19 protein-coding genes are annotated in these 21,895 nt (G+C 50.9%); 9 read left to right on the top strand and 10 right to left on the bottom strand.

The window, feature by feature from the left end; translation table 11 throughout:
• Positions 1 to 32 precede the first annotated feature (32 nt).
• The 4 genes from AAC621_RS11320 (at position 33) to AAC621_RS11305 (ending at position 4,104) form a co-directional block, all read left to right on the top strand.
• Positions 33 to 944 (top strand): BadF/BadG/BcrA/BcrD ATPase family protein, encoded by a 912-nt coding sequence (locus AAC621_RS11320; protein ID WP_340255780.1) that lies wholly within the window; start codon positions 33 to 35, stop codon positions 942 to 944.
• Positions 941 to 2,077: an N-acetylglucosamine-6-phosphate deacetylase gene (nagA, locus tag AAC621_RS11315; protein WP_340255777.1), complete on the top strand. Its 1,137-nt coding sequence runs from the start codon at positions 941 to 943 to the stop codon at positions 2,075 to 2,077. The genes AAC621_RS11320 and nagA overlap by 4 nt, the downstream gene beginning before the upstream one ends.
• Positions 2,078 to 2,227: 150 nt before the next feature.
• Entirely contained in the window at positions 2,228 to 3,223 is a 996-nt protein-coding gene (gene iolG / locus AAC621_RS11310; RefSeq protein WP_340255774.1) for an inositol 2-dehydrogenase, read from the top strand.
• Between the two features lie 233 nt (positions 3,224 to 3,456).
• Complete coding sequence (locus AAC621_RS11305) at positions 3,457 to 4,104, top strand: RraA family protein (protein ID WP_340255771.1); 648 nt, start codon at positions 3,457 to 3,459, stop codon at positions 4,102 to 4,104.
• 78 nt (positions 4,105 to 4,182) lie between these two features.
• Here AAC621_RS11305 and AAC621_RS11300 read toward each other — a convergent pair whose 3' ends face one another.
• Positions 4,183 to 5,094, bottom strand: coding sequence for a dihydrodipicolinate synthase family protein (locus tag AAC621_RS11300; protein ID WP_340255768.1), 912 nt, complete (start codon positions 5,092 to 5,094; stop codon positions 4,183 to 4,185).
• A 315-nt stretch (positions 5,095 to 5,409) separates the two neighbouring features.
• Here AAC621_RS11300 and AAC621_RS11295 point away from each other — a divergent pair, with 315 nt between their 5' ends.
• Positions 5,410 to 5,736 carry a GYD domain-containing protein gene (locus AAC621_RS11295; RefSeq protein WP_340255765.1) on the top strand — a complete coding sequence of 109 codons (327 nt, stop codon included), beginning with the start codon at positions 5,410 to 5,412 and terminating at the stop codon, positions 5,734 to 5,736.
• A gap of 50 nt (positions 5,737 to 5,786) precedes the next feature.
• On the opposite strand, the gene AAC621_RS11290 is transcribed toward AAC621_RS11295, so the two are convergent.
• The 8 genes from AAC621_RS11290 to AAC621_RS11255 form a co-directional block, all read right to left on the bottom strand.
• Positions 5,787 to 5,993, bottom strand: coding sequence for a hypothetical protein (locus AAC621_RS11290; protein ID WP_340255762.1), 207 nt, complete (start codon positions 5,991 to 5,993; stop codon positions 5,787 to 5,789).
• A complete protein-coding gene (locus tag AAC621_RS11285) occupies positions 5,980 to 6,354 on the bottom strand; it encodes a hypothetical protein (RefSeq protein WP_340255759.1) in 375 nt (124 codons plus the stop codon). Before AAC621_RS11285 ends, AAC621_RS11290 begins: the two co-directional genes overlap by 14 nt.
• A gap of 498 nt (positions 6,355 to 6,852) precedes the next feature.
• A complete protein-coding gene (gene iolB / locus AAC621_RS11280) occupies positions 6,853 to 7,659 on the bottom strand; it encodes a 5-deoxy-glucuronate isomerase (protein ID WP_340255756.1) in 807 nt (268 codons plus the stop codon).
• A 19-nt stretch (positions 7,660 to 7,678) separates the two neighbouring features.
• Complete coding sequence (gene iolD / locus AAC621_RS11275; protein WP_340255753.1) at positions 7,679 to 9,511, bottom strand: 3D-(3,5/4)-trihydroxycyclohexane-1,2-dione acylhydrolase (decyclizing); 1,833 nt, start codon at positions 9,509 to 9,511, stop codon at positions 7,679 to 7,681.
• The gene (locus AAC621_RS11270) at positions 9,508 to 11,421 is read right to left on the bottom strand and encodes a bifunctional 5-dehydro-2-deoxygluconokinase/5-dehydro-2-deoxyphosphogluconate aldolase (protein WP_340255750.1); all 1,914 of its coding nucleotides are present in this window, start codon (positions 11,419 to 11,421) and stop codon (positions 9,508 to 9,510) included. The genes iolD and AAC621_RS11270 overlap by 4 nt, the downstream gene beginning before the upstream one ends.
• A gap of 9 nt (positions 11,422 to 11,430) precedes the next feature.
• The gene (purU, locus tag AAC621_RS11265; protein ID WP_340255747.1) at positions 11,431 to 12,318 is read right to left on the bottom strand and encodes a formyltetrahydrofolate deformylase; all 888 of its coding nucleotides are present in this window, start codon (positions 12,316 to 12,318) and stop codon (positions 11,431 to 11,433) included.
• A 43-nt stretch (positions 12,319 to 12,361) separates the two neighbouring features.
• Complete coding sequence (gene iolG / locus AAC621_RS11260; RefSeq protein WP_340255744.1) at positions 12,362 to 13,357, bottom strand: inositol 2-dehydrogenase; 996 nt, start codon at positions 13,355 to 13,357, stop codon at positions 12,362 to 12,364.
• 21 nt (positions 13,358 to 13,378) lie between these two features.
• Positions 13,379 to 13,966, bottom strand: a complete 588-nt coding sequence (locus tag AAC621_RS11255) for a Gfo/Idh/MocA family oxidoreductase (RefSeq protein WP_340255740.1) — start codon at positions 13,964 to 13,966, stop codon at positions 13,379 to 13,381.
• 398 nt (positions 13,967 to 14,364) lie between these two features.
• Here AAC621_RS11255 and AAC621_RS11250 point away from each other — a divergent pair, with 398 nt between their 5' ends.
• Together AAC621_RS11250 and AAC621_RS11245 are read left to right on the top strand one after the other, a co-directional pair.
• Positions 14,365 to 16,059, top strand: coding sequence for an FG-GAP-like repeat-containing protein (locus AAC621_RS11250; RefSeq protein WP_340255735.1), 1,695 nt, complete (start codon positions 14,365 to 14,367; stop codon positions 16,057 to 16,059).
• A gap of 374 nt (positions 16,060 to 16,433) precedes the next feature.
• Positions 16,434 to 17,603, top strand: a complete 1,170-nt coding sequence (locus tag AAC621_RS11245; protein WP_340255732.1) for a tyrosine-type recombinase/integrase — start codon at positions 16,434 to 16,436, stop codon at positions 17,601 to 17,603.
• A 313-nt stretch (positions 17,604 to 17,916) separates the two neighbouring features.
• Here AAC621_RS11245 and AAC621_RS11240 read toward each other — a convergent pair whose 3' ends face one another.
• Positions 17,917 to 18,291: an HGGxSTG domain-containing protein gene (locus AAC621_RS11240; RefSeq protein WP_340255729.1), complete on the bottom strand. Its 375-nt coding sequence runs from the start codon at positions 18,289 to 18,291 to the stop codon at positions 17,917 to 17,919.
• Between the two features lie 249 nt (positions 18,292 to 18,540).
• Here AAC621_RS11240 and AAC621_RS11235 point away from each other — a divergent pair, with 249 nt between their 5' ends.
• Both AAC621_RS11235 and AAC621_RS11230 read left to right on the top strand, forming a co-directional pair.
• Complete coding sequence (locus AAC621_RS11235) at positions 18,541 to 19,875, top strand: hypothetical protein (RefSeq protein WP_340255726.1); 1,335 nt, start codon at positions 18,541 to 18,543, stop codon at positions 19,873 to 19,875.
• Positions 19,876 to 19,924: 49 nt separating this feature from the next.
• Complete coding sequence (locus AAC621_RS11230; protein ID WP_340255723.1) at positions 19,925 to 21,886, top strand: hypothetical protein; 1,962 nt, start codon at positions 19,925 to 19,927, stop codon at positions 21,884 to 21,886.
• Positions 21,887 to 21,895: the final 9 nt, after the last annotated feature.

Raw genomic sequence — 21,895 nt, 5'->3', positions numbered from 1 at the left:
TCAAACTAACGTAGAAACAGGAATAAGCTTTCTTGAGCGACAAATCCTATGCTATCGCAGAGGCTATGAAAAATGCCCCTGACGCGAATGTTCTGGCCATTGATGGTGGCGGCACGCATTGCCGTATCGCCTATGGCAGCTGTGAAAATCACAGCTTGGTAGATATGGGCGCGGCCAATGTGTCGAGTGATTTTGAGGGCACATTGAACACGATCCTTGGCGGGGTCGAGGCGCTTTGTGCCAAATTGCAAATTCCCGTTGCGGATCTTATCGCTTGCCCCTGTTATATCGGGGTTGCAGGGGTGACTGGGCCACAGATGGCCGCGCGCCTGCGCAAGGCGCTGCCCTTTTCTCATGTCCAAGTGACCGATGACCGACCCCCTGCCCTGCGCGGCGCTCTTGGGGCAAAAGATGGCGCGATTGCCCATTGTGGCACAGGATCATTTTGGGGGGTTCAACTGGGCGGCACGCAAAAATTCGCAGGCGGTTGGGGTTATGTTTTGGGGGATGAGGCCTCGGGCCATTGGTTGGGGCGCGCGGTTCTCAGCGCCACGCTAGAAACCGTGGACGGGCGGCGGCGCGCCACTGATTTTTCGAAATCCCTGCTCGCCCAATATGATGGGGCGGCTGGGATTGTGCGCTTTGCCACCCATGCCCGCCCTGATGAGATCGCGGCACTTGCGCCCTTGGTGTGCAGCGCCGCCGCCCAAGATGAACCTCTCGCCCTCGCCCTGATGCAGGCAGGAGCGCAAGAAATCACGCAAAGCCTAACGGCCTTGGGATGGCATGAGGGGCTAGATCTTTGCCTCACAGGGGGGCTTGGAGGCCAGTATCTCCCCTATTTGCCACCTGCCTTACAGGCCCGCATCACCGCGCCTGCGGCCGCACCCATTATAGGTGCCCTCGCCCTTGCCTCGGATTTTGCGCGCGAGGGGGTTGCATGAGCGCGCGACACCACCTGATCCGCAACGCCCGCTATTTTGATGGCGCCACCCTGACGGGCCCCGCCACAGCGCAGTTTGACGGCGATGATTTTGCAGGGGCGTTTGGCACGGATCACCACCTGCAAGGGGCCGCAGAGATTGATCTGGGCGGCGATATTTTATTTGCGGGCTATGTCGATTTGCAGGTCAATGGCGGGGATGGGATCTTGTTCAATTCTGTCCCTCACTGTGACGGCTTGCGGCGCATGGCCAAGGCGCATCGCCGCTTGGGCACCACTGCCTTCTTGCCGACCCTCATCACCGATACCCCCGAAGTCACCCGTGAAGCCATCGCCGCAACCCAAGACGCTGTCGCGGCACAGGTCGATGAGATTGCGGGCTTGCACCTTGAGGGGCCGCATCTGTCACTGGCCCGCAAAGGAGCGCATGCGGGCGGCCTGATACGCCCAATGACAGAGCAGGATCTGGCAGTCTATCTTGACGCGGCGGCATCCCTGCCCTGTTTGAAACTGACGATCGCCCCTGAAAACGTCACAGAAGACCAAGTGGCCCAATTGGCGCGCGCAGGCGTCATTTTGTCCTTAGGCCACACGGATGCAGATTACGATACCTGCCTGCGCTATTTTAAGGCGGGGGTGCGGGCCACAACGCATTTGTTCAATGCCATGAGCCAGCTCAACAGCCGTGCGCCTGGCTTAGTCGGGGCGACCTTGGGCACGGGCAGCGTCAGCGCAGGCGTGATCGCGGATGGGGTGCATGTGCATCCACAATCCTTGCGCGCGGCATGGGACGCAAAAAAGGGGCCATGTGGGCTATTCCTTGTCACCGATGCAATGGCGGTGGCAGGTAGCGACATCACGGAATTTGACCTCGGCGGTCGGCGCATCACCCGAAAGAACGGGGTTTTGACCTTGGACGATGGCACGCTTGCAGGCGCAGATTTAGACCTGACCCGCGCGGTGAAAGTGATGGTCGAAGATGTCGGCATCTCCCTTGTTGATGCCTTACGCGCCGCAACCTCGACACCCGCCACACTGATCGGCCTCAGCTATAGACAGGTGCCCTTGCAACGTATGATGCGCCTCTCGACTAGAAGATGGACGCTCACCCCTTTGGAAAATGACCTGACATGAAACGCTTCTCGATCAATTCCATCATTGCAGACACCGATGAGATGACCCGTCACTTCGGCGCTTGACGCGGGCGCAAGCATTCTCACATTTGGCGCTAACAGTTGAGAGACACATCCCCACGGGTTTTGGCCCGAAGAAAAGGTATAGAGCATGTTGAAAGTTGGACTTCTCGGCGCAGGCCGCATCGCGGGCGTTCATGCCACGGCCATCACCTCACACCCCCAAAGCGAATTGACCGCTGTATCGGATTTCTATCCTGAGGCAGCTGAAAAATTGGCGGCGCAATATGGCGCCGTGGCGCGCAGCACGGATGAGATCATCGCAGATCCCGAGATTGAAGCGGTACTGATTGCAACCTCGACCGATACCCATTCCGATTTGATGGAGGCCGCCACCCGCGCCGGCAAGGCCGTACTGTGCGAAAAGCCCGTTGACCTGAGCCTTGAACGCGCGCGCGCCTGCCAAAATGTCGTCGATGCCACGGGCTGCCCTGTGATGATCGGGTTCAACCGCCGCTTTGACACCAATTTTGGCGCGCTCAAACAAGCGCTCACGGCAGGCGAGATTGGCAAGGCGGAATTGCTGTCGATCACCTCTTTTGACCCCGCTCCACCGCCTGTCGCATATATCAAAGTTTCTGGCGGGATTTTCCGCGATATGATGATCCATGATTTTGATATGGCAAATTTTGTTATGGGCTCTGCGCCTGTTTCGATCACCGCAACGGCTTCCTCAATCGTAGATCCAGAGATTGGTGCGGCAGGTGATTTTGATACGGCGATTGTTACTTTGCACTATGCAGGTGGCGAATTGGCCGTCATCAAAAACTCGCGCCGTGCGGTTTATGGCTATGATCAGCGTGTGGAACTCCTTGGATCAAAAGGCCTTTTGCAAGCGCAAAATATGCTCGAAAATACCGTTGTTAAATCGGGAATACATGGCGTAACGGGGGCTAAGCCCACCTATTTCTTCCTTGAGCGCTACATGCAGGCCTACAAGGCTGAATGGTCTGCCTTTGTCGCAGCGATCACCGAAGGAGCCGCCCTGCCCGTTACCTTGTCAGACGGGGTTCTGGCCCTCGCAATGGCCGAGGCGGCAACAAAGTCCGCGAAAACGGGTCAACCCGTTCTCCTTGCCGATATCTAAGCCACGGAAACGCATATGAGCAGTTACGGTCTTCGTGAGCAATGCAACATTCAGGGTCGTAGTATGATATCCATTTCTCCCCCCCTTGCCGATCAAAGCTGCAACATAACGTACATCGCCCAATCTAGGGGCGCCAAACCGCGCAATCTTTTTTAACCTTGTTAGCTGTATTGACATGATTGAGGTTTATCGCGTGTGTTGGGAACGGAATATCGTGATAAAGGAAACGACGCATGCATGACTTAACAACACGTTTGGAGCGACTGTACTCAAGCGCAGTTTACGATGCGTTGCGTGCGCTAGGGCACGACAATTGTGTTTTGCCCCATGGTATCAGCGCCCTGATACCTGGGCAGAAACTAGCCGGCGAAATTTTCACAATCGATGGGCATTACGAAGTAGGTCAGGATCCTCATTCAACACTGCTGAGTTGGTCGACTGTTCTATCAAAAGCACCGTCTGGGAAGGTCCTAATCTGCCAACCTAACACTTACGAAGTTGCATTAATGGGAGAGCTGTCTTCTGAGGTGCTTAAGAACAAAGGTGTTAAGGGATACATCGTAGATGGGGCCACAAGAGACGTGTCATTTATACTTGAAAATGAGTTTCCGACTTTTTGTCGCTTCAACACGCCAAAAGACATCGTCGGAAGGTGGGTGGCAAAAACTATGGGCGAACCCATTGAGATCGGTGGTGTCTCAATAAATTCGGGAGATTACGTAATCGCTGATCTTGACGGAGTAGTTATTATCCCCCGCACGATTGCTGAAGATGTCGTCAAAGCAACAGAAGAGAAAGCAAGTACAGAAACAGAAATGCGGGCCGCTCTAATGAGCGGGATGGACCCTGTCGACGCTTATAAAAAATACGGCGTTTTTTAGGTCACGCACTGACGGTAATGCTCATCTCTATTTTAAAAGCATAAAGCCTTCGCAGCTCAACAACCTACTTGGATATATTCAACGTCCCCATCGCAATACTACTGGATCTAACGGCTTTAATAAATCTATCAATCGAGATTTAATCTTAGGGTGAAGTTGAGGGATTGGATGACGACAAAAATCCGATTTGATGACACCACCTTCTACCATCGCAACTTTACATGCTTGCCAGCCACACTGGCGATTTTCATGATTTATTGCCATTGCAATGCGTTCATAACAGTCTGTAGCTGATTTAATTTCTCCGGCTAGATGCTTAACAATTACGGGCTTGATTTGGTCAACGATCATACCACTCGTCATAGAACCAGTTGCACCAGCATCAAGGTCAGCTAACAACGTAATACCCTCTTCTCCATCGAAGGGGGCTTCTATTGCGTCGCCACCGTGCTCAATCAAACTTCGAATTTTGTTTGCTGCTCTTGGGCATTCAATTTTGAAAAGCTTAACTGCCTCTATTTCTTTTGCCATTTTAACCAAGAGCGGGACAGAGAGTTCAACGCCAGACAAAGGCGCGTCTTGCACCATAATATCGATACCCACTTTGCCAACAGCCTCAAATTGCTCAAAGCTTTGCTCAGGAGTGCCTTTTAACAGTGCCCCGTGATATGGCGGCATCATCATGACCACATCTGCTCCCAGGTCCTTCGCAAACTGTGCTCTCTGGACAGCTATCTGAGTTGCATAATGACTAATCGTCACTATCACGGGCACCCGTCCAGCGACGTGCTCGACACTAAGTCGAGCTAACTCCTCGCGCTCTGCGTCAGAGATCAGAAATTGCTCCGAAAAATTGGCAAGAATACAAATTCCATCGGCTCCTTGATCAATCAAACAGTCTAAAACACGCTTCATACCATGAAGATCTAAGCTCCCATCTTCGTTGAAAGGCGTGGGAGCAACGGGCCAAATGCCGGAGTAATTACTCATTTTTTCACCTCAAAAAAATTCATGCATAATGTAATTTATACAATGACAATCAGCGCACTGGGTCAGATTCACGTCAAGCTAAAATAACGATTTTCAACCTATCAGTGGCAGCGCAACCAGTCGAATATCTCGCAGCATTAAAGTCAAAAAACCAAGATTTTCGAGGAAATTTCCAGTTTCAGACCCAAACAATACTTCAATTAGTGAGTACAAGCCGACGTGGTTTTAGCCAAGAAAAACATCCTCGCCTTACGTATTTTTTGTTATTTTAAAATTTTTATGCAATTCTGAAATTGCAACATAGGAGATAGGAAAATGAGAGTTTTGTATATTGGAATGTACAGCGAAGAGGGGCTCGAAGGTTTAGAGAACAGCAACTTCGCCAACCGCAAAGAAGCCGCGGCATCAATCGCAAAAGCAGCGGGAGGTGAGCTCCTTGATTTGATGTATCTGCAAGGCGATTACGATATGGCAGCTCTTATGGAATTGCCAAGCCTTGAAGCTGCAAGTGGATTATTAAAAGCAGTGACCGACTCCGGGGCTTGGGAAGATATGGTAATGTTGCCTGAATTTGACCTGGATAAAGGTCTGGCCGCAATTAAAGCAGTAAAATCAAGTTATAAAACTCCAGGAAAGGAGTAGCCTACGCCAACACTGTGTGCTCGCTAGAAAATTCTAGTTTTAGGTGCTGGCTATTTTTTTGCACTGTAAAAAAACCAGCTAAATAAGCAGGCTGCTGTCGGCAAAATGATTAGCCCTGCCATTTGCCATGCGTTCGCATCAGATATTTTTACATCGTCCAGAACGAAAGCGGTCGAAAATACAAACGTTAAGAGCCAAATGATGACGTAGCGCACGCTTGTTAACAGGATTTTGATGGTGGGTTCATAGCGGTTCAATACACGGCCACTCCTCAGCAAGCGACGCGGCTAGCATGCCGACGGGAAAGCTACGAAGACTTGGATTGTCGTTAGCGTAATTCCACATTGTTTGTCTGTAGGCGGTAAGTGAAGTGTTTCCGCCTGATAGGTCTGCCTTTAAATGATTAGGAGTATCGTTGCGATCCAGCTGACAGTTTAAATCCATCAAACTGGACAAACCTACAATTACACCCATGCAAAGACCAAACTGTATATAATCATTGTCATCAACAAAGTCCGTTACTCGAGTGGGCTGACAGACTTCAAAAAACTGCTGTACAGTTAACGGTACAACCGCTTCCGCCCTCACCGGTGAGGTCTGTGCGGTGGCTGCTAACATGCCTATTACAATGTATTTTATTATGACCTTATGCATTGAAGCGTTGTATCAAGCGACGAAAGGTCCCGAAAGCCAGTGCTCATGACCCTTGTTTGCAAAGACAAAAACTGACGGTCTAAAAGAAAACTTTTAATGGTATTGCTCCCATACCTTGGGCCTTGAACATCAGCCCATCCTATGAACCGATTATTCCAAATTAAAATAGTTGTGCTCCAATCACCTTCAGAGCTGGTGTCAGAGACTATTTGATTCTCCAAATCCAACTGAAACGTGGCCAGTTCCCCATCAGGCCATTCACATTCTATCGAGGCGACCTCTGCCCCTAAAGGGGAAGCGAGCGCTGCGGCGATCAGTACGGTTGCCAAGAGGTGTTGCATTCGAGAAAAGCAATCATCCTAACTAAAATGTGTCAAGGCATAGAAGCACTCGACCCCAATAATCAGGAGATATGCACGGCAACAAATATGCAGTCGTGCGCACCTGGGGCGCTAGGCGCTCTTATGCGTCCCGATCCATGATCCACTCGACCTCTGGTGCAGGAACAAAGCGCCATTTCCGCAATGGTCCAGCCATAACATTGAGGTAGTACATCTCGTAGCCATAGGGCGCGCCGCAGGGGTGGTGGCCGCGCGGGACAAGGACAACATCACCATCGTTTACCGCCATCGTTTCATCCAGGCATCCGTCATCTGTGTAAACGCGCTGGATCCCAAAACCTGAGGCAGGGTTAAGCCGGTGATAGTACGTCTCTTCTAGATACGTGATGCGCGGAAAATCATCTTCATCGTGGCGGTGGCTGGGATAGGATGACCAATGCCCTGCAGGCGTAAACACCTCCGTCACCAACAAGCTATCACAGAAGTCTTCGTTCTCCATTGCTATGTTGTTGATATAGCGAGTGTTGGTGCCCTTGCCGCGTTCAGTCAAAGTTATGCCATCCGGGCCAATGCGGCGCGCCTTATGCCCACCATGCCCAGGCGCGGTACAGACGGCGATTACACAGTCAGTCTCGGCTTTGGCCTCCCAATCAGTGCCATTCGGTAAATAGAGACAATGCGGCGGGGTTTTCTCAAAAACGTTCATCCGCTCCCCCAGTACACCCCAATCCTGTCCCATACCATGGATCCTGGCTTTACCTTCAACCATTACAAGAATTACCTCTCGATCATCGGTTGCCTCGGCAGCAGTATCTCCTGCGTTGAGCCGGTAAAGCGAGAAGCCAACGTAACGCCAACCCGCACTTTCCGGCGTAATCTGGTGAACTTTTCCACGGTTGCCGAAGGGTTTTTTCAGAAGGTTAGTCATGGTGTTGTTCCTTTTCGACCTAGTCCGTTCGTTGAGACTTCTTGTTCTCAACATAACTCGCGTAGGCAGCTTTCACTTGGGCCCGTTCTGATACTTCTGGAACTCCAACATCCCACCACGTCCCGCCAGGCTCAGTGGACGGATAAGGATCGGTGTCGATGACGACTACAAAAGGACCCTTAATACTGCTCCGCTTAGAAAGCGCCACTTCCAGTTCGGAAATAGATGCAACCTTAATCGAAGTCGCGCCCATTGCTTCGGCGTGTTTGGCAAAATCTATATTTGAATTTTCACCCCCGATTGCATGTTCCAGGAGATTGTTAAACTCAGCACCGCCAGTGCCCATCTGCAGCCGGTTAATACAGCCGTAACCGCGGTTATCAGTCACTACTACTGTGAAGGAAATCCCGAGCATTGCCGCAGTTGCCATCTCAGAATTCGCCATCATGTAGGTGCCGTCGCCAGTGAAGCAGATCACGTCGCGCTCAGGATCGGCCATCTTGATGCCCATGGCGCCTGCAATCTCATAACCCATACAGCTGAACCCATATTCCATGTGGTACGATCCCGGCCGCCCTGCCTTCCATAGCTTGTGCAACTCGCCCGGCATAGTGCCGGCCGCACACATAGCGACTGTGTTGTCACCCGCGGCACGTTGGACCGCACCGATCACCTGCATGTCGGTTGGTAGCGAATTGCCGTCGCCGGGAGCCTCAGTGATTGGATCAACCTTGGCAAACCACTTGATCTTTAGGGGCTTGACGTCCCGACCAAAGCGCATATTGCCAAGTGCCACTCCCAATTCCTCAAGCCCAACCCGGGCATCCGCCAGCACCGGCATCGCACCATGCTTCATGGCATCATAGGCCTGCACGTTCAGGCTTATAATACGGCGCGCAGGATTGGAAAAAAGCCCCCAAGAACCAGTCGTGAAATCCTGGAACCGCGTACCAATCCCAAGAACCAGGTCGGCCTCAGCGCAAACATCGTTCGCAGGCTCGCCCCCTGTCACACCAATGGGCCCCAAATTCAATGAATGATCCCAGGGCAGAGCAGACTTGCCTGCCTGGGTCTCGGCAACGGGAATGTTGTGGGACTCGGCGAAAGCAGCAAGCGCTTCAGTCGCACCGGAATAATGCACGCCTCCACCCGCTACGATCACCGGCTTCTTGGCTGCCTTGATCGCCTTCACTGCGCGTGCAAGCTCCTCGGCATCCGGGCGCACGCGGCGTTGATACCAAGTAACAGGCTCGAAAAAGCTGACGGGATAATCGTAGGCTTCAGCCTGAACATCCTGACAGAAGGCCAAAGTCACTGGGCCGCAGTCTGCTGGATCAGTCATAGTACGAAAAGCCCGCGGCAAGGCCGTCAGCAATTGTTCGGGGCGAGTGATCCGGTCAAAATAGCGGCTGACCGGCTTGAAGACGTCATTGGCATTGATCGTCCCATCGCCGAAGTCCTCTACCTGCTGCAATACCGGATCGGGGCCACGGTTTGCAAACACGTCGCCTGGGACCAGCAAGACTGGTAAACGGTTCACATGCGCCAGCGCAGCGGCCGTCACCATATTAGTCGCTCCCGGGCCAATAGACGATGTGACGGCCATCGCTCGCCTACGGCTCAACTGCTTTGAATAAGCAATCGCAGCGTGAGCCATCGTCTGCTCGTTATGGCCTCGATACGTCGGGATCGCATCGCGGGAGGCATATAGAGCCTCGCCCAGCCCAGCCACATTGCCATGACCGAATATCGCCCAGACACCAGCGATGAACGGTTCACCGTCTTCCGTCAGTTGGGCCGTAAGATAGCGAACCAAAGCCTGTGCAGCGGTCAATCGGATCGTGGATGTCATGTTGCGTCCTCCTTCGCTAAGTTGCGGGCTTTGTCCCAAATCCCACAAAGGCGGGCATACTTATCCTTCATTTCTATGATGGCCTCATCATTGGACAACTCGCCCGCCATCCAGCGCCGCGCAGCATTACCAAAGATCGTTCGACCTACCGCAAATCCCTTCACCAGCGGCTGTTTCGCAGCCAGCGCAAAGCTGGCAGAAAGCTCTGCCTCTGACGCATCGAGACCCAGTACGACAATCCCACGCGTCCGCGGGTCATTCCGTTCAATCGCAGCAACCGCATTAGCCCAAGCAGCTTCCGTCCTGAACGGCTCCAACTTCCACCAGTCAGGGTAGATGCCAGCATCATAGAATGCCTGAATTAATGTCGCCGAGGTCGTATCATTGACTGGGCCAACCTTCGACGGAATGATCTCAAGCAGGAACTCTAGCCCGTTACGCCTCGCCGCCGTGAACAGACGTTTTACTCTTGCGATCTGCATCTTTGTTGTCTTGTCATCGTCATCGGGATGGCAGAATACCAGTAGTTTGACCACATTCTCCCGCGCCCATTCCCGAAGGCTGCCAACGTCCTCTCCCAATTCGGACTCGAACTGTATTGGCCGCGATCCTGGTAATTCAGTCGGTCGTCCAATCCAGAGGCCTGAGCCAGAGGCACGATGTAGCGCGGAGCGTCCGATACGATTGTCACATAGAATACCATAGCCCGCCTGACCATTTTGTACCTTCAATGCAGCATCAAGGCATAGTTCCTTAAACGCCGCACCCTTGGCCTTGGTGTAGCCCTCCATCTCTTCTAGTTGCAGACGGTGGTCGAAGGCAAAAATCTTTACTGACGGCCAATCGTCCAGACGATTAGTCGCCCAGTGCACCTGTTCAAGCTCCTCGTCATTTCGCAAGTCCGACTGCTTTATCCCCCGCTGAAAAAAGAACTGAAGTTCTTCCCAACTTGGATAGGCGGGCGTGCAGCCATGACGGCTGACGGCGAATGCACCGCAGGCATTTGCGTATTTTAAGGCCGTTGGCCAATCCTCACCATCGAGCCAGCCTTTGAGCAGGCCGGACATGAAGCCGTCCCCTGCCCCCAGCACGTTAAAGATCTCAATCGGAAAGCCCGGTCCTGTCTGGCCGTCATCTAGGGTGCCTGGGATATCACCGTCAAATGCTACCGCCCCCGCTGCGCCGCGCTTGCAAACCAATGTAGCGCCTGAAACCGCGCGTACTGCGCGCAATGCTTCGATAGTGTCTGTCGAGCCGCCAGCGATGTGGAACTCTTCTTCAGTGCCGACAATCAAATCGAAGAGATGTAGCGTCGATTTCAATTTTTCTGTAACGGCCCTGCTTTCTACAAAACGGCTTTCGCCATCGCCATGACCGGCTACGCCCCAAAGGTTCGGGCGATAGTCGATGTCAAGCGCGGTATGCATGCTGTTAGCGCGCGCGATCTCGAGGGCCTTCAGCGTCGCCGCCTCCACCTGTGGGTTGCTCAGATGAGTGCCGGTTGCCACTACCGCGCGGGCGCTTTGAATGAACTTTGGATCGATATCGTCCACCGTCAAACCCATATCCGCACAATTTTCGCGGTAGAAAATGAGTGGAAACTGTTCTTGATCCCGGATGCCCAACAGAACGAGTGCCGTCAGCCTCTCAGGGTCGGTTTTTACACCGTCGGTGTTCACCCCCTCGCGCTGCAACTGCTCACGGATGAACCGTCCCATATGCTCGTTACCAACGCCCGTGATTACTGCTGACTTTAGCCCAAGTCGCGCCGTCCCGCAGGCGATGTTGGTGGGCGAGCCGCCGATATACTTATCGAACGACCCCATATCCTCTAAACGCCCACCGATCTGCGCGCCGTAAAGGTCAACCGAAGATCGGCCGATTGTGATAAGATCAAGTGTCTTAGACATGTCTACCTCCTATCCCATACGTTCCGAGGCGTAGGAGCCCGGCGACGGCGGAAAGACCACAGTTTTGTTTTCATTTAGGAAGACCCGGCCATTCACGTGAGCATGTATGGCCCGCGCAAGGACTTGCGCTTCGACATCACGCCCAAGCGACACGTAATCCTCTGGCGATTGCGCGTGGGTGACACGGATAGTGTCCTGTTCGATGATCGGGCCTTCGTCAAGATCGGCGGTGACATAATGCGACGTCGCCCCAATAAGCTTTACCCCCTTCTCAAAGGCCTGTTTGTAGGGATTAGCCCCCTTGAATGAAGGCAGGAACGAGTGATGGATATTAATGATCCGTCCAGACATCTTGCGGCACATGTCGTCAGAAAGGATCTGCATATAGCGAGCCAACACAATCAGCTCTGCGCCGGTATCTTCTACGACCCGCATGATCCGCGCTTCTGCTTCCGGCTTGTTGTCCTTAGTAACCTTGATGCAGTGGAACGGAATATCATGGTTCACAACGACTTTCTGGTAGTCCATGTGGTTGGAGATCACGCCCACGATGTCAATCGGTAGCGCCCCGATCCGAAAGCGATACAGCAAATCATTTAGACAATGGCCGAAGCGCGACACCATGATGACCACCTTGCGCTTTGTAGCTTCGTCAAAGAACTCAGCATCCATGTCAAAGCTCTTGCGGACGGAAGTGAACGCCTCGGTCAGGTAATCGAGCGCTTTGCCCTCTTCAGATTGAAAACTGACACGCATAAAGAAGGATCCCGTTTCGGCGTCGTCGAATTGCGCGCTGTCCGTAATGTTGCATCCCTGTTCCGCCAAGAAGGTAGAGATTGCCGAGACAATCCCACGGCGAGATTTACAGTGAACGCGAAGAGCGAAGCTAGTTTTCATGTCGTATCATTCTTTCTTCATTTTTAGTATTGTGTCCGGCCCGTCAGAGATCGGCGAGGCTAACCGGTGCGCCGGTCTTGGCCGAGCGTGTCGCCGCCTCAGCCATGGCGAGCGCTGCCACGCCATCATCAAGGGTCACAGGTATGGGGGTGCTGTCGGTGATGGCCGCCACAAAAGCAGCCCACTCCGCTGCATAGGCGGGCATGTAGCGTTCTAGGAAGAAGTAGGTCGGCTTAGCGTGAGTAACCCCTTGACTAGTTGATTTGACCACAGTGTTTTCGAGCATATTTTGCGCTTGCAAGAGGCCCCCAGAGCCTAAGAGTTCTACCCGCTGGTCATAGCCATAGACCGCGCGGCGGGAGTTCTTGATGACAGCAATGCGTCCGTCGGCATAGGTCAGCGTCACTACCGCAGTATCAACGTCACCAGCCTCGCCGATGGCGGGATCGACGATTGACGATGCGGTGGCCATGACGGAAACCGGCGTCTCTCCCATGATGAAGTTCGCCATGTCAAAATCATGGATCATCATGTCCCGGAAGAGGCCCCCTGAAACCTTGATATAGGCTAATGGCGGCGGCGCAGGATCGAACGAGGTGATAGACAAAAGCTCAGCTTTGCCGATCTCTCCTGAATTTAGTGCCGCTTTAAGCGCCCCAAAGTTCGGATCGAAGCGGCGGTTGAAGCCGATCATCACCGGCTGCCCATGACCTTCGATATTGGACTGGCAGGCGCGCGCGCGTTCAAGGCTGAGGTCCACTGGCTTTTCACAGAGAACCGCCTTACCCGCAGCCGTCGCGGCTTCAATTAGGTTGGAATGGGTGTCCGTTGACGTCGCAATGAGGACGGCGTCAATATTAGGATCGGCAATGATCTCTTCGGTCGTGCGCGCGGAGCAGCCATATTGCGCGGAAAGCTTCTCTGCATTCTCCGCGATATAATCCGAAACTGCAACAAGTGTGCTTCTTGGATTGCTTGAAATTGCAGTTGCATGAACGCCCGCGATGCGTCCTGCGCCGAGTAGTCCGACTTTGAGCATGTTTGTCCTCTTTCCGACTTGTTAGAGTAATATGGAACGGCCCTCGGCCGCGCTCTGGCGCGCTGCATCGAGTATGGCCAAGGTACGTGCGCCAGTTTCAGCAGTCACGGGCGGCGGAGTGCCGTCGCGCACGCAGGCGGCGAAAGCCGAATAGTAATCGTGATAGCGGCCCTGTTCGGATGGAATGCGCACCGTACCTTCTGCGTTGCGTAGCGTTCCCCAGTTAGCCTCCGGTTCATAGCCCCAGGACACCAGATCATCAGTCGGTCGCTTGCCCGCAAAAATGTCTTGCGCTTGTATGTCTACGGTTTTGGAAACATAGCTGCCCGTTTCACCAATGACACGTAATTCGCGGTCGTCATAGGCTATTAAATTGCCCGCAGCAGAAATAACCGCTCCAACAGACCTTAGCTCTAATGGATTTTCAAAAGCAAAAAAGTCGGAATAATTTGGTGTAGTTAGTTCATGGCCTGCTGCATAAGCTCTGAAATTTCTGGAGTGGGTTGTCTCAGCCAAAAAATTTTGGGCAAGACCTGGTGCACTCGCATAAACGACAGACAGGAATGATGGCACCAATACCCAAGCTATTCTGTCTGATATGGTTGCCATAAATCCAACTCTTTAAACTACAAACCGCGTTTAGCTAAAATCATTGAAACGACTGGACGGCAACAGAATAACCCAACTCGTTCAGCAAAGACTGGGCAATGCGCGCCGTATCGTTAGCCAAGGCAACCGATGGGAGCAATAAAGCGACCGCGCAGAATAATTCCAAACGTGTAATCATAGCGAACTGTTCTTTCTTGTCATTTTACACAGCCGGTCAGGAGAGTTGGCCACACACAAATCTTTGTCAATTCGGAAAACTACCCCGACACGCAGCCGCACGCGCGCGGGAGCAAACACGCAGCCACGGGCGCAAAACGTTGTGCCACCATAATTTGACACAGGCAAAACCGTGATGCTTTAATCCGAAAATTATTCCAACATTCGACGAGGGAAACACGATGCCTTCCTACACGCTCCATAGGCTTACTTTAGCCGCCTTTTTTTGTTCAATGGCGTCTGCATCGTATACACAAGATTTATCCGCGGACTTTAGAGGTGACCGCGAACTGACACAGAATGTGCAATCGCAATTAAACAACCTCGGTTTCAACGCGGGTGTAGCTGATGGATTATGGGGGCGCCGAACTGAAGGCGCTATTGATGCTTTTTTCAATCAGTATGCAAATCCTGGCGAACAAAACTCTGTCCAAACATTGCTTGCCCTAATGCAGGAGGTTGAGGAAAGTTGGTTTGGTGACCCATTCTATGATCAAACTCAGCTTATCACTCCACCCAATATCTTAAACACGCGCAAAATATTTACGAGCGATATACGTGGCTCCAATTACGATTGCCCGGAATGCACAGGCGTCGTGTCAATGGTACTGGGGGCAGGCGATTTTGATAATGACAACATCGATGAAGTGATAGTGGGTCAACATATTATTGACTTTGCGAACAACGGTTTAGCCGTCGAGCAGAACTCTCGGCTCTTGATTTTGGACCTGTCTGATCAGCCGGGCGTAGTTACCGAGCTTGAGTTCGCAAATGGCCCCCATAACCTGGCCGGGGTACACGAAAGGGAAGCCGTGATAGCAGACTTCAACGGTGACGGAATAGACGACTTTTTTATCGCCGATCATGGTTTGGATCGAAATCCGTTTCCTGGCGCGCAAAACATGCTCGTACTATCCAGCCCTATCGGCCCAATCGATGTCACCGCGACGAATATCCCTCAAATAGATGACATGTCTCACGGGGCTGATGGGGGCGATATTGATAATGACGGAGACATAGATATCGTCGTCTCCACGCATAGGTCTTCTAATCAGTACGAACCCTATGTGCTTCTGAATAATGGGCAGGGCGTTTTTGAAAAACGCGAACTCGCCGATTACATCACTAACCCGAACCTTATACATCTCTACCGAAACAGAGCATATAACCAATACTCAAGCTTACGGTTGATTGATCTAAACAATGACGATGCCCCTGAGTTACTTTTGCTTCGCTGTGACCAACAACAGGATGATGATAACGTAGTTAGTCACATCCTATGGAATGAAGGCAACGGAACTTTCAATGGCAGCACTCAAACCGATTTGCCCACCAATAGGTGGGATTACTACACCTTCACGAACGATGCTGACGGCATTGATTTAGATGGCAACGGCCTTGTAGACCTTATACTCACCCAATCCACTCGCGATGGAATGTGGCAAGGCCATTTCTTGCAAATCTTAATGCAAACAGACCCCGGTGTGTTTGTCGATCAAACTGCATCACGCATGTGGAACCAAGGATACAGAACGCCTCAAAACAACATCGCATTCGCTGATGAAACGGAGGTTATCGACTTAGATGGCGATGGAGATTTGGATTTAGTAACTCGCTCGATCAATCCAGCTATGATGTCTTCCAATCTTGATGATGCGATTGCCCAAATAGCTATCAACATAGGAAATGGGTTTTTTCGTCCACTCGATCCTCGATGGGTTTCTGGCGGTAGAGATTACAACTTCCGCGGACCAATAGCAGGGAATTTTGGGCCGTCAGGTGAGCCAGCGGTAATCAGCCACGATCTTCATGGCAGATACAATCAGCAACCGCATCAAACATGGGGTGCCAATTTCTACATACATACCCTAAGATAAAACCGGCTTATAAACGCATACTTCAGGTCTAAGCTGTTCAGACGTCGGGAGCGACGCACGCGCGCGGGAGCAAACACGCAGCCGCGCGCGTGTGGGACGCGCAACAAAAAAGGTGGATAAAAGGGTGGATTATTTCAAAACAAAATCACTTAATACGTTAATTTATAACGATTTTATGTAAGGAAATGGTGCCCCCACACGGACTCGAACCGCGGACCCTCTGATTACAAATCAGATGCTGATACCGTCCACTGTTGTCCATTTCGTTGATTTTTTCTTATTTTTACTCTTATTAATTGCGGTTCTTATGTGTATTTAGTACACTGCAGTATCCACATATCAACCATTTTTGGCACCCCAGGTGGCACCCCAACATGCCCAATTTCTCAAATACACGTCTCAGCGACACGTTCATCAAGAACCTCAAACCACGTGAGGAACGTTACGAGGTTTATGATGCGAACCAGCCGGGCTTCGCTGTCCGCGTTTCAAAGACGGGTGTAAAATCCTGGATTGTTTTCGGCCGCATAAATGGTCAACGCGTACGGCGAACATTGGGAGCGTACCCTGCCATGTCTCTTGCTAAGGCACGCGAGCGTGCACGTGAAACACTACAAGAGATTCGTGACGGCATTTCGCAAAAACCAGCTGCGCCCTTGCGCTTTAAGGAGGCTCTAGAACTCTGGTATGAACGCGAACAGGCTTCGCACAAATCCTTTCGCAACGTACAAAACGCCATTACTCTGCATGTTGAGCCGGCCCTGCGAGGCAAACTCCTCAATCAGGTAACAAAGCATGATCTACTCAGCATCATTGATGGCTTAGAGGATGCAGGGAAACGAACCCAAGCTAATCGCGTTAGGGCCTACCTAAAGCGGTTTTTCAAATGGGCTGCCGAACGCGACCTTATAGACCTCTCCCCGGCAGAGCACCTGCCTAGGGCTGCGACCGAAGCATCTCGCGATCGCGTCATAAATCAGGATGAACTGCGCGCCGTGTGGCAGGCAGCCGAACAACTCGGCTACCCTTTTGGGCCTATGACGCAATTGCTGATCCTAACTGGTCAGCGGCGTGCTGAAGTTGCTGGCGCACTTTGGTCCGAGATCGACCTTAAAAATAGAACCTGGACCATCGGAAAAGAACGCTCGAAAAACGGTAAGGCCAATATCGTAGGTTTAAGTGAACAAGCCATGCGGCTCATCAAACAGCTGCCAAGACGCCTTGGAAGTGATTATTTATTCACGGTCACTGGCTCCACCGCATCAAGTGGCTTCAGCCATGCGAAAACCCGCTTGGACAGGGACAGTGGCGTTAGTGATTGGAGACTTCATGATCTACGTCGTACCTTTGCAACGCACTCTGTTGAACATCTCTTTGTAGCACCGATGATCGTTGATAAAATCTTGAACCATCAAAGCGGTGTAGTTTCGGGTGTGATGGCCGTCTATCAGCGCCAAGAATTGTTGAGTGAGAGACGCAACGCTTTACAAGCATGGGCGGACTACTTGGACCAGCTACTAGCAAAACAGAGCGGCGCTGCCTGAGTTCCTATATAGGGCAATCTCTCAGGTTTTGAGTCAAACCAAATCCAAACTTGGCAAGCCGATCCCATAAGAGCACTCGAGCAACACTTGTTGACTGTTTGTTTACTGGTTAGAGAAAACCTTTACACCTTTACACCGCCTTTACGGTACAAAAACACTAGTGTAAAGGCACTTAAGCTATTGGTTTTATTGACTAAAACACCTCTCCTTTACGGTCTTTACGCTATTTTCTATGAATGCTGACTCGAGCAAAACCAAAATCTGTGGGAAAAGGCTATAAGGAAACTCAGAACCGAGGTCCGAGGACCAAAGATCAGTCTTCAAGCACCAAAGCCTTATTCAGCTTATCTCGCCAATCCTTATCCAAGTGTCCGCGGTCCAAGGCCCAAGCTTCGATTTCTAAAAGCTCCGCACGGATTTGCCGCCCAACCGCGGCATTCCGTTTGGCTGCCGCGCGCTTCTCTTTCGTTAGCCGCCCATGCGTGGTTTGTGCTGCTGCGATCCGCGCACGACCTTTTGAGGTCCGAGGCCCGGTGCTAGCTCCACCATGGTTTCGGCATCGGTCTCGGCCCTTCATGGCCGCCTTTTTGCATGGGTGCCCTGCGCGTGTTTTCGCGCCACAGCGTTTGCCCTGCCAAAATTGGCCGAAGCGCCAAGCTTTCCCGACCGTATTACCTTTTCCAAACATGCAAAACACCCCATTCATCTGGTGTTATATTATAACATAAAATTGACGAGACAGGGAGCTACAAAACCAAGATAGCAAACAAACCAAAAAATCTTGAGCTTAGTCGCTTTGCTATTGGCTACCGACTTCGCCTTGACGCATTAATCTAAGAATGCTCTCATCGCTGTATGAACGACAGGCAATCTTTTGGTGTAAAAATAATCCATTGAAAATGTTCAAATGGCTGGTGGCAGCATGAGGACTATCAATATGACAGACAACGTATTGCCAACCTTTCTCGCCCAAGGTGAGAAAGCCCGCCTTTTCCCCGTCTTATCTTTGACATCAAAGGAAGGAAGGGCCACTTCGATATTGCTTGGGGTGATGCAACACGTACCGGCATTGGCACAAGCAATCCTCAAGCCATTTAATCAAAGGGTTGGTCAGCGTTCACGTATTACTTGCTTCACCGAGGTTGTATTTAAATCGTCAGGCAAAGTTCATAAAGCTAGACCAGATGGTTTGGTGGTTATGAATACTGGCAAGTCAGAATGGGATTGTTTGGTCGAAGCCAAGATTGGAAACGCTCCGCTAGAGGCGGATCAGATTGAAGAATACCGCACTATTGCCAAAGAGAATAAAATTGATGCCCTGCTGACGATCAGCAATCAATTCACTTACAAACACGATGTCCATCCACTACCACAGGTAACCAACTCCCGATCTAAAGTGAAAGTCATCCACTGGTCTTGGCTGGCAATCGCAACAGAAATAGACCTGCTATTGTCAAATGACTCAGTGACAGACACAGAACAAGTGATGTTGCTAGATGAGTTGAAGCGGTTCCTTAGCCACGAAAGCACCGGGGTTAAGGGCTTTGACCGAATGCCCCCAGAATGGGGAGAGTTAAACAAACTAGTATCAGCAGGCGGCACTATATCACCGAAGAATCCATTGGCGGATGCATCAGTTCGAGCTTGGCAGCAAGAGATGCGCGACCTCTCGCTCCTGATGACGCGAGAGACACGTGAAAACGTTGTGGAGCGATTGCCAAAGAAATGGCGAAATAGTCCGGATGAAAGATATAAAGCTGAGATTAAGCGTTTGTGTGATAAAAACGAGCTGGGTGGCGAACTTACCATTTTAGGGGCAGTAGCGCCTCTCGAAATTCGTGCCGATCTGCAACGCCGCGTCGTTGAAGTCGGGATGACACTAAACGCTCCTGATGACAGAAAGTCGAATACTGCGCGTCTAAACTGGTTGTTGCGTCAGCTTAAAAACATCAATTCTGACGAAGCGTATGTGACATTCTATTGGCCGGGCTCGAGCCAGCCTACCGTTCACTCGTTGGCCGGACTGCAAGCCGATCCCACACTCGTTGAAGATGGAAAGCAGCACCTTCAAACGTATTCTTTCAAGGTGTTCATTTCCCGAAGCCTGGGCGGACGGTTCGCTCAACAACAGAACTTTATTACTGAGCTAGAGCAGTTAGTTCCCGACTTTTATGCCTCAATTGGTCAGAATCTCAAAGCTTGGCAGAAGCCTGCACCAAAAATTGAACCCCGTTCTACCGAGGGGCACCACGATGGCGATGGCTCAGAGTGAAACTCCTCTCCCGATGATTATGATCTGAAATCATAGGAATATTTTAACTATGGCGTTGAATAAAGACACACTAGCCGGCCTGAGTGACCCAATTTTTCAGGATAGTGGCGCTAAATTTCAACGCGAGCAGAAATTTGGTAGTCGGCTTTTTGTATTTGCTTGGGCCGTAGAAATATTAGCAGCGTCATTGGGCCTGATAATTGCGATCTTTGTAGCTTATGACGCATATAGCCAAAGCCCTCTGGATGCAGGCAATCGTGAACTTAATGCCGTAATGGGCGCCCTTCCATTTTTACTAATTGCAATAATTGAACTCACAAAAATCCCACTAGCGAGCGGACTTTACAGGGTACGAAACGTCGGCTGGAAGTTCCTAATATTGGTGGCACTTATCGGTCTTACTACCGTTACGTTCGAAACAATGTTTACCGGTCTTGAAAGACAAATGACCAACATCACGGCCAAGGTCACTGACGGTAAAATGAGCATTCAAGAGCTTGAAAGCACAAACATTGACATCAGAGCAGAGATCCAACGTTTCAACGACCGTGATATCGCTGAAGAAACCCGTCCATTCTCTGAACAGATCGATCAAATCAGGAGCGACACTGAACGCCGGCGCTCTGAGTTGGCAGACAATCACGCCGAACAACTTCAAGTGGTGACGGATCGCATCAATAGAATAAATGCAGAGATTAACACGCAGCTAGAAGCCTTAACGGCGATGTTGTCGGCTCAAGTAACCACTGGCGAACAGCTGATCGAGCAACAAGAAAACGAATTGGCTGATATGCAAGCGCGTATAAATCAATTACGCGAGCAGCTGGATACACATGACAGAATTGCGGAACTACAAGCACGAAACGAACAAATTACCTCTGAAATCAATGAGACAGAAAACTGGCTGACAAGCAATGAAAGCGAGCAAATCAGCCGCGGACAATCAAGGATTGGTGTGAACAATGATGGACGCTATGGCACTAATACGCGACGTAACTTTGAGATTTGGAGGCAACAGCAGCAAGATTTAATCGATGCAAATAATCAACAAATAGACCTTATCCGAAATGATTTGGGCTCTGAAATTGATCGCCTCATCGATGACCGAGAAAACTTGCGGGCTGATCTTTCAGGATCACGTGACAACCTTCGTGAAAAACAAGAGCAACTCACCACATTAAGACGAACGGCTTTGACTAACCCTGATGATCCAAACTTACGAGCGTTAATTGAAAATAAAGAGAGCGAGCTCGCGTACCAGAACCAGCTTCGAGAAACGCAAAATACAGAACGGGAAGACATCGGTAATGACGCTCAAATAGAAATTAACAGGCTTATCGAACAGCGTGCAGGTTTAGAAAATGCCATAAACTCGGATCGAGCCAGCATCCCCGAACTGGAAAGAGAAATCACTGTCAATGAGCAACGCATTCGTGAACTAGAGAACGATATGCGGCGCGCAGCTCGAAACAATCAAGTTTATAGACTAGCTCAAAAGTGGAACGGCCACGAAGATATACTTGACGTCACGGAAGAAGAGTTAACGAAGGTCGGTTTGCTTTGGTTTGGATCCATCGCAATAATTTGCGCCACAATCGGTACTGTTCTGGCTCTAATTGCAAATATTATGACAGACCCTGATGCTTTTGTAGAAAAGCAAAAATCTCGAAAAGTTCGTCCGATACAGCGGGGTTTCAGACGCCTTTTCCTAGCAGGACGAAAAAAGCTGCTTAAGCGTCGGGACGTTATAGTGAAAGAGAAAGTCGTAGAGGTTGAGAAGCCCGTCGAGATCGAAAAAGAGGTGGAAAAAATTGTTGAGGTGGAAAAAGTAGTCGAAGTCGAAAAGATTGTGGAAAAAGAGGTCGACAAATTTGTTCCCGAAATAATTCCAATTCCAATTTTTGTTCCCAGCGACGCTGACCATGAAGCCGAAATGAGCAAAGCTGCCAAATACTATGATGCAATAAACAAACGCATTGATGATGCCGTTGCTAAAACAAACAAAAAATAATTTTTGAGG

This window comes from Roseobacter sp. HKCC-CH-9208 (assembly GCF_037805125.1).
In the GTDB taxonomy this organism is placed as follows: Bacteria; Pseudomonadota; Alphaproteobacteria; order Rhodobacterales; family Rhodobacteraceae; genus M30B80.
Note: the sequence above shows the minus strand (reverse complement) of the source record. Positions and strands in the feature narration are given on the sequence as shown.